This window comes from Paracoccus aestuariivivens, assembly GCF_009711225.1.
GTDB classification, from domain to species: Bacteria; Pseudomonadota; Alphaproteobacteria; order Rhodobacterales; family Rhodobacteraceae; genus Paracoccus; species Paracoccus aestuariivivens.
Window position 1 is genome coordinate 1 of the sequence record NZ_WMIE01000037.1, and the last position, 12,331, is coordinate 12,331.

9 protein-coding genes and 3 pseudogenes are annotated in these 12,331 nt (G+C 62.1%); 1 reads left to right on the plus strand and 11 read right to left on the minus strand.

Annotated features, from left to right (window positions below; all coding sequences use genetic code 11):
* Positions 1-522: 522 nt before the first annotated feature.
* From GL286_RS21455 to GL286_RS21500, 10 genes and pseudogenes are all read right to left on the minus strand, one after another.
* Positions 523-720 (minus strand): hypothetical protein, encoded by a 198-nt coding sequence (locus GL286_RS21455; protein ID WP_155097611.1) that lies wholly within the window; start codon positions 718-720, stop codon positions 523-525.
* 17 nt (positions 721-737) lie between these two features.
* Positions 738-974, minus strand: a complete 237-nt coding sequence (locus GL286_RS21460) for a PTS sugar transporter subunit IIA (RefSeq protein ID WP_155097612.1) — start codon at positions 972-974, stop codon at positions 738-740.
* 29 nt (positions 975-1,003) lie between these two features.
* Positions 1,004-1,564 carry a response regulator transcription factor gene (locus tag GL286_RS21465; protein WP_155097613.1) on the minus strand — a complete coding sequence of 187 codons (561 nt, stop codon included), beginning with the start codon at positions 1,562-1,564 and terminating at the stop codon, positions 1,004-1,006.
* Positions 1,561-4,266, minus strand: coding sequence for a sensor histidine kinase (locus GL286_RS21470; protein WP_155097614.1), 2,706 nt, complete (start codon positions 4,264-4,266; stop codon positions 1,561-1,563). Before GL286_RS21470 ends, GL286_RS21465 begins: the two co-directional genes overlap by 4 nt.
* 29 nt (positions 4,267-4,295) lie before the next feature.
* Positions 4,296-4,883: a potassium-transporting ATPase subunit C gene (locus GL286_RS21475; RefSeq protein WP_155097615.1), complete on the minus strand. Its 588-nt coding sequence runs from the start codon at positions 4,881-4,883 to the stop codon at positions 4,296-4,298.
* A 15-nt stretch (positions 4,884-4,898) separates the two neighbouring features.
* Complete coding sequence (kdpA, locus tag GL286_RS21480) at positions 4,899-6,569, minus strand: potassium-transporting ATPase subunit KdpA (RefSeq protein WP_155097616.1); 1,671 nt, start codon at positions 6,567-6,569, stop codon at positions 4,899-4,901.
* 114 nt (positions 6,570-6,683) lie between these two features.
* Positions 6,684-8,558, minus strand: a pseudogene (gene kdpB, locus GL286_RS21485) (potassium-transporting ATPase subunit KdpB).
* A 59-nt stretch (positions 8,559-8,617) separates the two neighbouring features.
* Positions 8,618-8,770 carry a hypothetical protein gene (locus GL286_RS21490; protein ID WP_155097617.1) on the minus strand — a complete coding sequence of 51 codons (153 nt, stop codon included), beginning with the start codon at positions 8,768-8,770 and terminating at the stop codon, positions 8,618-8,620.
* Between the two features lie 17 nt (positions 8,771-8,787).
* Entirely contained in the window at positions 8,788-8,877 is a 90-nt protein-coding gene (kdpF, locus tag GL286_RS21495) for a K(+)-transporting ATPase subunit F (protein ID WP_155097618.1), read from the minus strand.
* Positions 8,878-9,180: 303 nt separating this feature from the next.
* Positions 9,181-10,443, minus strand: a pseudogene (locus GL286_RS21500) (IS3 family transposase).
* Positions 10,444-10,909: 466 nt separating this feature from the next.
* Between GL286_RS21500 and GL286_RS21505 the strand changes: the two are divergent.
* Positions 10,910-11,197 carry an SH3 domain-containing protein gene (locus GL286_RS21505; protein ID WP_155097619.1) on the plus strand — a complete coding sequence of 96 codons (288 nt, stop codon included), beginning with the start codon at positions 10,910-10,912 and terminating at the stop codon, positions 11,195-11,197.
* Positions 11,198-11,819: 622 nt separating this feature from the next.
* Here GL286_RS21505 and GL286_RS21510 read toward each other — a convergent pair.
* Positions 11,820-12,205, minus strand: a pseudogene (locus GL286_RS21510) (transposase); the annotation flags it as partial.
* Positions 12,206-12,331: the final 126 nt, after the last annotated feature.

Consider the following 12,331-nt stretch of genomic DNA (forward strand, 5'->3'; position numbering starts at 1 on the left):
CCGCGGATCATCGTCGGATGGATATCGTTGAACGGCTCTCCCGAACCGGTGGCGTTCGCCGTTCAACTTCTTGGCCAACCCGGCCGTCGTCAGTTCCCCGCGGATGGCCTCAAGAGCCACCTTCGCCTTGAACGCTGCAGAATAGGTCTGCGTTTCGTCATTTCCGGTCATTCTTCCTCAGGCGCTAAAGCTTAGCCCCCGGTCCGAATTCGTGCGACCACCTCTGAGTGATGACGTGTCCGAAGGGATTGAGAAGTTAACAGCAAACCGGCCGACAGGATCCTTGCCAGCCGGCCCATTGCGGCCAGTAACTCAAACGAATGATGCACTAAGGCAATCGCCGAAGCCGTCGCTCAGACAGGGCGCAGCGAAATCTTTGAATAGATCGCGGCGATTATACGTCGTCGAGTGATTTGAAACAGGTGGCCTGATCGTGGACGAGAGAGTCCACTCAGTTCATAGACGTGCTGAATCCAGCTGGCTCATTTTTCTTGCTGCATGGTCGGGCAGTGCCGCGGCGGTTCAAGCGCCTTCATCGCCCAGCAGAGGTGGAATATCCCATGGGCTCTCGGCTTCACTCAGCGCCTCGCGGATCGCGGGTTGCCGCTTCCCGCGCGCGGCGGCGGCCAGAACCGTTAGGGCTTCCTGCTCTTGGCCCAAGGGGAACAGCAGCAACAGAACGACCGAAACCGGGGCATCGTCCAGCGCGCCATAAGACAAGGGGCGCGACAGGCAGATCAGGCTGGCAAAGAAGCGATCCAGCCCGGCAAGGCGGCATGAAGCAGCGCGAAGCCATGGCGGATTCCCGTCGAACCAAGTGCTTCACGTTTGCTCAGTGCTTCCAGCAGGTCGGCGGCGGGCAGTCCCGTTGCCTGCGCCGCCACTTGCGCGAGCAGAAGGAACACGTCCTCTTTGCTCTCGACGGAGACGTCGAGGCGGATGTGTTCCAGGTCAAGAAGGTGCGAAATTTTCATCGGTCTCTTTCTTGCAGGAAACGGGCCGGTCAGTCGGCTGCGCGCAACAGATGCTGATGGGTGATAACCTTGCCGGCATGGCTGACGAGGATGCGCAGGAGGTCATATTCCTTGGGCGAGAGCTTCACCTCTTCGCCCGCGACACGGACGATGCGGCGGACCAGATCGACCGTCAGGTCTCCGGTCTGGAAGAGTGGCTTCTCGCCCTGCCGTGCCAGGCGGTGGCGCAGGGAGACGCGCAGCCTGGCGGCCAGTTCGCGCATGCTGAAGGGTTTCGTCATATAGTCATCCGCGCCCATCTCCAGCGCCTTGACGATCCCGGCCTCGTCGGTGCGGCTCGACAGGATCACCACCGGCGTCTTGATCAGAGCGGCGCGCCAGCTTTCCAGCACCTCATGGCCGGAACGGTCGGGCAGGCCCAGATCCAGCAGGACGATATCGGGTTTTTCAGCGGTCAGAAGCTCGCCTGCCTCGCGGGCATTGCGGGCCTCGATGGTGGCAAAACCCTCGGCGGCCAGCCCGACGCGCAGGAATTTACGGATCGGCTGCTCGTCATCAACGATCAGGATCTTGGTGTCATTCGTGGTCATCGTTGCATCTCTGGCTTTTCCGCCTCGGCGGGCGGGGTCTTCAGGCGGATCGTGAACATGGCACCCAAGCGGTCGGGACGGTTATCGGCGCGGATGGTGCCGCCCATCGCCTCGACAAAGCCCCGGCAAATGGCAAGGCCGAGGCCGGTGCCGGCCTGAACATGGTCCCCCTTACGGACGCGATAGAACATGTCGAAGACGCGCTCCAGATCGCCCTCGGGGATGCCGGTGCCTTCATCCATCACGCGGGTCAGGACGAAGGGGCCGTCGGTCCATGCCTCGATGCGGATCTCGCTGCCTTCGGGGGCGTATTTCGCGGCATTGTCCACGAGGTTGAAGAGGACCTGCTCCATCAGCACCGGGTCCAGCTTCAGCAGCGGCAGGTCGTGCGGGATGGCGGTTGTGGTGTGGTGGCGGGACATCAGCTTGCGGGTGCGGCGGAGCATCGAGCCGATCACATCGGCCAGATCGACCGGCCCGGCATTCGGCGCGGTCAGCCCACTTTCGATCCGCGTCATGTCCAGCAGATTGGCGATGAAGCGGTTCAGCCGTTCGGATTCGTCCTGAACGGTTAGCAAAAGCTCATCCCGGTCCTCGTCGGAAAGCGAGGCGTGATAGTCCCTCAGCGTCCCCGTCGCGCCCATGATCCCCGCCAGAGGCGTCCTAAGATCATGCGAAATCGAGGTCAGCAGCGCCGAGCGCAGTTTGTCGGCCTCGGCCGCCATCCGGGCGCGGTCGAGGTCATCGACCAGCTGGATCCGCTCGATCGCGAGCGCCGCCAGATCGGCCAAAGCGTCGAAGATGCGCTGCTGTTCGGGGGAAAGCAGCGGCCCGGTGCCGTCATTGTCCAGACCGACCACGCCCACCGTCATCCGCCCCGTGCGCAAGGGCAGGTAAAGGCGTTTAGCGCCGGGCAAAGTATCGGCCCCGCGTCCGGCGGGGCGGTTATGCTCCCATGCCCAATGCGCGGCGGCGATGTCGCCCCCGTCCAGCGAATCATCGGGGGGAAAACCGGCGCGGACCGAGACGCTGCTGCCCTCGGGCAAAAGGATCACCGTATTCAGCCGCAGGATCGTCGCCATATGGTTCACGCTGACCCAAAGCACGTCATCCAGTGTCCCGGCGACGGTCAGGCGTTTCGAGAAGTGATAGAGGTCCTCGGTCGTGCGGGCGCGCTGACGTGCCACGCGCGCCTGCCGATGCACCCGCGCCGTCAGGTTCGAGGTCAGGATGGCCGCGCCCAGAAAGAAGACCAGCGCCACCACGCTTTCGGGGTCGCTGATCGTGAAGGTGTAGACCGGATCGAGAAAGAAGAAGTTGAATATCAGTGCCCCGGCGAAGGACGCAAACAGCGCGGGCCAAAGCCCCGCCGTCGCCGCCGAGGCCATGACCGCCATCAGGAATACAATGGCAATATTGCGCACGTCCAGTGCCCGCGACAACAACATCCCGATGCCAAGTGCGAGGCCAAGATAAAGCAGCGCCAGCAGAAAGGGCTGCCAGCGAAACGGCTGGGCGCTATGGGCAAGGTCACGGCGATGCGCCGCGCCTTCGTGGTCACGCCCGGCAATGACATGGATCGAGATATCGCCCGCGCCCCGGATCAACTCGCCCGAGACCGATCCGAAGGCCCATTCGCGCCAGCGCGGCCCCTCGGTCCGTCCGGTGATGATATGGCTGTAATTATTGGCATTGGCATAGCGCAGCACCTCGCGCGCGACCTCTTGCCCCGGCTGGGTCACGGTCTCGGCCCCGAGCTGCTCGGCCAGGCGCAGGGTCGCCGCGACGCGGTCCTTTTGCCCGTCCGAATGGCGCACCGATTTCGGCAATTCAACATGGATTGCAGCCCACGGCGCGCGCATCCGGTCGGCCTGCCGTTTGCCGTAGCGCACCAGGGACGGCCCGCGCGTCGTCTGATCGATGCAGACCAGAACCCGGTCGCCGCTGGGCCAAGGGCCGCGAATGGCATTGGCCTGCATATGGGTCAGAAGCTGCTGATCCACCCGCTGTGCGGTGCGGCGCAGCGCCAATTCGCGCAAAGCCGTCAGGTTTCCGGGCGAGAAATAGTTCTCGATCGCGCGGCTGGCGGTCTTGGGCAGATAGACCTTGCCCTCATGCAGCCGCTTGATCAGGTCGTCGGGTGTCAGGTCGATGATCTCGATATCGTCGGCCCGGTCGAGCACGCCGTCGGGCACGGTCTCGCGCACGCGGATGCGGGTGATCTGGGCCACGACATCGTTCAGGCTTTCGACATGCTGGATGTTCAGCGTGGTGTAGACGTCGATGCCGTTATCCAGCAGTTCCAGCACGTCGAGATAGCGCTTGGGATGGCGCGAGCCCGGCGCGTTCGTATGGGCCAGTTCATCGACCAGCACCAATGCCGGACGGCGGGCAAGGATCGCGTCCAGATCCATCTCATCGAGCTTCTGGCCCTTATAGTCGATAAGGCGGCGGGGGGTGAGTTCAAAGCCCTCGACAAGGGCTTGTGTCTCGGCACGGCCATGAGTCTCGACGACGCCGTTCACCACATCCGTGCCATCGAGCCGCCGCGCCTGACCGGATTCCAGCATCTCATAGGTCTTGCCCACGCCCGGCGCGGCCCCGAGGAAGATCTTGAACCGGCCACGCGTCTCTTGCTCGGCCTGTTGCAGCAGGGCATCGGGCGAGGGTCGGGTATCGTCCAGCGGGAAAGTGTCGGGCATGGGTTATTGCTCTTGCATGCTGCGGGGCGTCACTGGCCTGCAACCACCTGTTTCTGCGTGTCTTCAAGCTGATCCAACGCGCGGTTCAGGTCCAGCACATTGACGATCCGACCATTGCTCAGGAAGGCGCCGGGGGGGCGCGCCTGTTGATTGACCAGTTCGGTAAGCTTGACGGGGTCGAGCTTGCGGGCTTCCGCCACGCGGGGAACCTGATAAAGCGCGCCCTCCTCCGAGATATGCGGGTCAAGCCCCGCGCCCGAGGCTGCCGCCAGATCGGCGGACAGCGGATTGTCGGGGGTCGCTCCATAGGCGGCGACGGTCTCGGCCGCGCGGGCCTTCAGATCCTCGCTGGTGGGCGATCTATTCGAGCCCGCGGCCCCGGCGGCATTGTAATCCACTGCCGAGGGGCGCGACCAGAAATAGCCGGGCTGGGAGAACCCTTGGGCTATCTGGCGCGAGCCGATGGGATTGCGCGCAGGGTCCATCAGGATCGAGCCGTTCGCGGTGAAGGGGGTGACGGTCTGGGCAAAAGCCCAGACAGCGGCGGAATAGCCTGCAACGCAGATCGCCATTGTGGCGGCGGTGATGCGCAGGCTGGCAAGAAGCGATTGAAGCATGTCCTCGCCCTTTCCTCAGTTCATGAACATGACATGTTCGGCGATGGGGCCCAGCGTTGCCGCAGGGAAGAAGGTGAGCGCACCGACGACGATGACGGTGACGGCGAGCATGGTGGCGAAGACGCCGCCCTCGACGCTGAGCGTGCCGGCAGATTCCGCCGCGCGGCGCTTCGAGGACATGAAGCCCACGATGGCCAGCGGCAGGATGATCGGGATGAAGCGGGCGAACAGCATCACCAGACCCGTCGCGATATTCCACGGCACGGTATTGTCGCCCAGCCCCTCGAAGCCCGAGCCATTATTGGCGGTAGCCGAGGTGAACTCGTAAAGGATCTCGCTGAAGCCATGCGGGCCGATATTGTTCAGCGTGGCAGCACCCCACGGCGTCGCTGCAAAGATCGCCGTGCCGCCAAGGATGAAGACGCCATGCGCCAGCAGCGCGAACAGCGCCAGCTTCACCTCGCGGGATTCGACCCGCCAGCCCAGATATTCCGGGGTCCGGCCGATCATCATGCCCGCGACGAAGACCGCGACGACGATGTAAAGGAACATGTTGATCATGCCCACGCCGACGCCGCCGAAGCTTTCGTTCAGCCACATCCCCACCATCGGCATCATGCCGGTCAGCGGGTTGAGGCTGTCATGCATTGCGCCGACCGAGCCGTTCGAGGTCGCCGTGGCCAGCACCGCCCAAAGCGTGCCGCCCGTGGCGCCAAAGCGCAACTCCTTGCCTTCGAGGTTGCCGACATCCTGTGCGATCGGAAGTCCCGCGAAGGCTTGCGTCGGGGTGGTCTCGAAGACGACCGCGCCGGTGGTCTTGATGAGCACGAAGACCAGCATCACCGCGAAGATCACCACGGCATGACGCATCCGGCCAATGATGCGACCGAACATCCAGACGCAGGCCATCGGGACGATGATGATCGCGACCATCTGGATCATATTCGTCCAGAAGCTCGGGTTCTCTAGCGGGTGGGTCGAGTTCGGGCCGAAGAAGCCGCCGCCATTGGTGCCAAGCTGCTTGATGGTGACGAAGGCCGCGACGGGACCGCGCGCGATGGTCTGCTGGACGCCCTCAAGCGTCGTCGCGACCACCGAGCCGCCGAAGGTCATCGGCACGCCGCCCAGAACCAGCGCCGCGGCAAAGACCAGCGCCACCGGCAGAAGGACAAGGAAACTTGCCCGCTGCACGTCCAGCCAGAAGTTGCCCAAGCTCCGCCCAGCCAGCCCCCGTGCCATCGCGACCAGCGCCGCAAGACCCGTCGCCGCCGAGACGAATTGCAGCCACATCAAGCCTCCAAGCTGGGTCAGGTAGCTATAAGTCGACTCGCCCGAGTAATGCTGCAAGTTGGTGTTGGTGGTGAAGGACGCTGCCGTGTTGAACATCAGGTCCGGGCGCACCGCGCCCATCCCGTCGGGGTTCAGGGGCAGCCATTGCTGCGTGGCTTGGATCAGATAGACCACTGTGAACATCACGATGTTGAAAGCGAGCATCGCGAAGACGTAGCGCTTCCAGTCCTGTTCCTCGCGGCCCAAGCTGCCCGCGATGCCACGGAAGACGCCCGTCATCGCGCCGGTCCCGCCATCGGGGTCCATGACCCGCGTCATGTAGCGGCCCAGCGGCCAGGACAGCAGGGCCGCGCCGCCGATGATGATCAGGACAAGAAGAATTGCCTGAAGTGTCATTTTATTGCTCCGATCCCAAGATCAGCTGCGGTCAAGGATCGATGCGAGGGTCCAAAGCACCCCGAACACCGCCAGACCGAGAAGGAAATAGAACAGCACCATTGCCTGCTCCTGTTATGCGAGGCCGACGGAGGTGATGATCACGTCGATCAGCTTGATGCCGATGAACGGAACGACCAGACCGCCAAGGCCATAGATGAGAAGATTGCGGCGCAGCAGCGCATCGGCCCCGATCGCCTTGTAGGTGACACCCTTCAGCGCCAGCGGGAGCAGCGCGATGATGATCAGCGCGTTGAAGATGATCGCCGACATGATCGCGCTCTCCGGCGTCTTCAGCCCCATGATGTTCAGCGCATCAAGCCCGGGATAAAGCGCAACGAACATGGCCGGCACGATGGCGAAATACTTCGCGACGTCATTGGCGATGCTGAACGTCGTCAGCGAACCGCGCGTCATCAGCAACTGCTTGCCGATACCGACGATCTCGATGAGCTTGGTCGGATCGCTGTCGAGATCGACCATGTTCCCGGCCTCGCGCGCGGCGACTGTGCCCGTGTTCATGGCAACGCCGACATCGGCCTAAGCCAGAGCGGGCGCGTTGTGGGTGCCGTCGCGGCACATGGCGACCAACTTGCCCTTGGCCTGCTCCTTGCGGATCAGGTCAAGCTTGTTTTCCGGCGTCGCCTCGGCAAGGAAATCGTCGACGCCCGCCTCGGCGGCGATGGCTGCGGCGGTCATAGAGTTGTCGCCGGTGATCTTCACCGTGCGGATGCCCATACGGCGCAGTTCCGCGAAACGCTCGCGGATGCCGCCCTTGACGATATCTTTGAGGGTGATCACGCCCAGAAGCTGGTTGTTGCGCACCACCGCCAGCGGCGTGCCGCCGGTCTTGGCGATCTCATCGGCGATGGCCTGAATCTCACGCGCCTTCTCGGACGAGGGCCTTTCGGAGATCCCCGCCGCCTCGGCCAGTTCGACATATTTCAGAACCGCATCGACCGCGCCTTTTCGGATGGACTGGCCGTCGAAATCCACCCCCGACATCCGGGTTTGCGCCGTGAAGGGCACGAAGCGCGCGCCAAGACTTTGCATGTCGCGGGCGCGGATGGCGTATTTCTCCTTGGCCAGCACCACGATCGAGCGCCCCTCGGGGGTCTCGTCGGCCAGAGAGGCCAGCTGCGCGGCATCGGCCAATTCGCGGTCGCTGACGCCCTTGACCGGACGGAACTCGGTCGCCTGACGGTTGCCGAGCGTGATGGTGCCGGTCTTGTCCGGAAGCAGCGTGTCGACGTCACCCGCCGCCTCGACCGCGCGGCCCGACATCGCGAGCACATTGAACCGCACCAGACGATCCATTCCCGCGATACCGATGGCCGAAACCAGCGCGATCATGCGGTCGATGAAGGTCGAACCGGCAGCGGCCGAGATGCGGACCTTGATCCAGTCCGACAGCACCTGCGTCCCGCCCGTGACGGCCGAGCGGTCGCCGCCGGATTCGCGGATCACCGGGGCGGATTCACCCGTGATCGCGGCCTCGTTGACCGAGGCCACGCCTTCCATCACTTCGCCATCCGAGGGGATGATCTCTCCCGCCTCGACCAGCACGACATCGCCGACCTTCAGGCTGTCACCAGGGACGCTGCGAAAGTCGCGGCCTTCGGCATCGGAAAGCAGCTTGGCGCTGGTCGCGGAGCGCGTCTTGCGTAGGCTTTCGGCTTGGGCTTTGCCCCGGCCCTCGGCCTCGGCTAAGTTCGCGAAAAGCAGGGTGAACCACAGCCACAGAATGATCTGGAACGAGAATCCGAGGCCATCCGCCCCGGTCGCAATATCTTTAAGAAACAGCATGGCGCAAAGCACCGAGACCACGGCCACGACGAACATGACCGGGTTTTTCGCAAGCACCTTCGGGTGCAGCTTGGTAAAGGCGCCACCAAGGGCAGGCCCAATGATGCGGGCATCGAAGATGCTCGCGGATCTTGACTGGCTCATCGGAGACTCCAGCGGGTTTACAGATGTCCGGCCCGAGTTACTGCGTGACGCAGGGCAGATCAGGCCGCGATCCAGATAGCGGCCTGAACGATCATCACGAGGACCGTGGAAAGCGCCGTCGCCGCCAGCAGCAGATGCGTCGCTTGCAGCCTTTGCGTGCGGACACATTCATCCTGCCAGGCGGTGAGCTTTTGTCTGATCAACGTGCTCATGTTATCGGCCCCTGCGATCAGAAGCGCTCGGGGCGCAGCAGCGCGTAGACCAGATAGACCGTCACGAAGATCGTAGCGGCCCCGCCCAAGAGATAGTCGAATATCATTTCATACCTCGTCTTTCCACTGCGCGACCGCTGCCGGAAACGGGTTTTCGAGGGCCCCACGTTCCGAGGTGCTCGCGGTCAGGCTCGGTCATGTAAATGGGCTGAATCCCCATAAAGGTTCGAGACGGGGCCGGAGGGAAAGAAATAGGAATCCTATAAAGAAACGGTCCGGCACGCCGTTCGACCCGGGAATGAATTTTGGTCGATCAATCAAAATAACACCAAAATCGCTGTGATCTTGATGATTTGGATAACTTAGTAGGTTTCCTCCACAGTTGGGCTTGCCCCCGTTTCACCGGACACTCAGGCGGTTGCGGTTTGAGTTGCGATGAACTCGCGGGGCGAGCGCATCTTCAGCCCTGAATGCGGGTGGTTGTCGTTGTAGTCCTCGATCCAGCTTCCGATCAATCCGAGAACGGTCTGGGCATCCGGCAGCGGCGTCACCTGGACGTAGTCACGCTTCGGCGTCTTCACGAAAGCCTCCGAGATACGGTTGCTTTGTGGGCTCTGGACAGGCGTGAAGCAGGGCTTCAGGCCTAACTGACGGGCGAAGGTCTGCGTGTCCTTCGCGGTGTAGGGCGAGCCGTTGTCGGAAAGCATCTTGATGACCGAGGGCGCGCGGTATGCGCCGAAGCGACGTTCCACGGCTTCGAGCATGATGTCCCGGATGTCGGAGCCACTGATCCCGGCGTTGATCACTGCGCGCCAGGCTATGACCTCACGGTCGTGAGCATCGATGAGGAAGGCGCCCCGGACGATGTCGCCATTCCGGCAGATGAACTCGAACCCATCCGAACACCAGCGCAGGTTCGAGCGCATGACGATCACCTTACCGTCGTGCACATGTTCGGGGCGTTCGGAATATTTCCGTGCCAGCAGCAGGTTATGGGCCTGCATGATCCGGTAGACCCGCTTGTGATTGACCGGCGCAAAGCCCTCTGATCGCAACTGCCGGTTCAGGATCGCCGTGATCCGCCGGTAGCCATAAGTCGGACGCGCCGACACGAGGGCCATGATCAACGGCACCACCGCCGCGTCTTGCGCCTTTTGATAGCGCCGACGCGGCTTCGTCCTGCCCTTCAGCCGGTCAATCAGGTTGGAACGGGCCACGCCCAGGGTTTCCGCCACCACCTTCATTGGAAATCGCCCTTCAACGGCGACCACGCGAGCCACGTCGGTTTTTTTGACCGTGACTTGTCCAAGGCCTCGCGCAGGATCTCATTCGCATGGCGGCTCGAACCAATGGCGCCACCATGCTCATTCCAGCGTCTTGCGGCCAAGCTGGTGTTCGAGCTCTCGGATGCGATCCTCCAGTTGCCGCACGATCCTGTTGCTGGTGACTTCATCGTCCTCGGTCACGGCGACACTCCCCCCTTCGAGCATGAGCCGTCGCCAACGATACAAAAGGTTCGGCGCCACACCATTGTGGCGCGCCACGACCGAGATGCTGGCCCGCTCGTCCAGCGTCTCCTCGACGATCCGCAGCTTCTCGGCCGTAGTCCAGCGGCGCCGACGGCCACCATCGGTGATGATCTCTATCTCAGACATAAGCACGCGCTCAGGCATATGCCTAAGCCTCCATGATTATGCCCAAGTGTCCGGTCGAAAACGGGGCCAGTTCAACAGTCGGCTTTGGCGCGCGCCGAAGTGCGGCACTTGTCAGGATTGGACGGTTACTTTGCGCATTACCGAACCTACGGGAATCGCTCGCTTAGCGCCTTGTCCAACCGACAGAAATGGGCTTGAAATGACTTGGTGTGGCAGAATGTCGGTCCGCCAAGCGCCGAGGATCCAGTCGACGGCACGGCCAGCCATTTGTTGCCCGTTGATTGTGGCCAAAGCTGTATAGGGCCATTCATCGAGGCAGTCGCTAAACCGTGGCACAGACATATCCCCGCGATTATAGACATAGGGGCGAAACGGTCCGTGCGTTATGAGGCTCGACCACACTCCTGAATTCGTGCTCATCTTTTTCGGGTATCCGCTTCACACCGAGGGCGGGGCATGCATAAAAAACAATCGAGGACAGAAAATGAGCAGAACCAAGCTCAGCGCCATCTTGGCCTTAATTCTTCTCGCCGGATGCACCTCCGGCTCGGCCAGCAGGGTGGTGGTCAAGGGCGCAGGATCAGATGATCTCCTGAAACTAAGATCCGGTCCTGGCTTGGAGCATAATGTGATTATGGGCCTTCCAGACGGAACCAAATTGACCCGCAGGGACTGCACGCCCTCAGGAGACCGGACGTGGTGCAGAGTATCCTTGTCGGATTCGCCAAAAGTTTCGGGTTATGTCTCCGCAGAGTATCTTGCGGTCTATTGAGCACTTGCGTTCGGTGCCACAGGCCCCTGGGACACTATGCAGCAGGATTGCAATTGACAGGCTTGCTTGAGGCGGGCGGCCTGACTATTGGATAGTGAGGGTGCGACCCACTGCTGCCGGTCGACCTTGAAAAATGCTGTACCGGGGCTTGCGTCGAAGCCGCCACTCAGTCACCGCCCAGTGAAATTCTTGGTGCGACAGCGGCGATGCGGACCTAACTGCCGCTCGCTGGGACAGCAAACGAATCAAATCCCCAACTCTGACGCTACTCGCCGGCCATATTGAAATGATCTCTTCCGGTCACACACTTCAGACACCTCCGTAAATTTCGAAGAGAAAGCGGAAGAATGATCAAAAGCTGCCGCGCGGGGATCTCGTCGCCCCAAACTTCCCCAACCACGGTGGCGCGGGGTGAGCTTCTAATGCCCTTCATTTGAGAATAGCGCCACAGCTGGCTCCACATATTTGGCCATAGGTTTGTCGGAATGGTCATGTAGGAGTGCTTGACTTCGACTATGATGCGAGCGCCGGTATTAGTGTTCTCAATGATGAGGTCGGGACGAACTTGCAGCGCCTGCCCGCCCACCGACAAGAGATATGGGCGAAAGTTGGTGACGCCTGCTCAGGCGGGGGCTTGAAGTTGGCGGAGACCGTCTCGGAACTCGACCCCTTGGATGATTTCGGGCAGGCGGTTCTGGCCATCGAGTTTGCGCCATTTCCCCTGTGCTGACATCATCAGCTTGAAGGCCATGGCCAGCCCGGTCTTGCGGCTGAGACATCCCTTGGTGCGCTTCGTGCGGTGCCGGACGATGGCGAAGGTGCTTTCGATCGGATTCGAGGTGCGGATGTGTTTCCAGTGTTCGGCCGGGTAGTCATGAGACAGGTCAGCAGCGCCGCGCGGTCCTTAACCAATTTGGCGACAGCCTTGTCGTATTTCACCCCGCAGGTTTCGACGAAAAAGTCGAAGGCGGCGCTGGCCTCGGCCTTGGTTTCGGCCTGCCAGATGTCTGAACCGCCCCGGGTTTACCGGAGAGTAAAACACTCGAAGGATGAGCCCTATGACGAAGCAGAAATTCACCCCCGCCTATCCTGCCGAACTTCGCGAACGCGGTGTCCGGCTTTTCCGAGAGAACC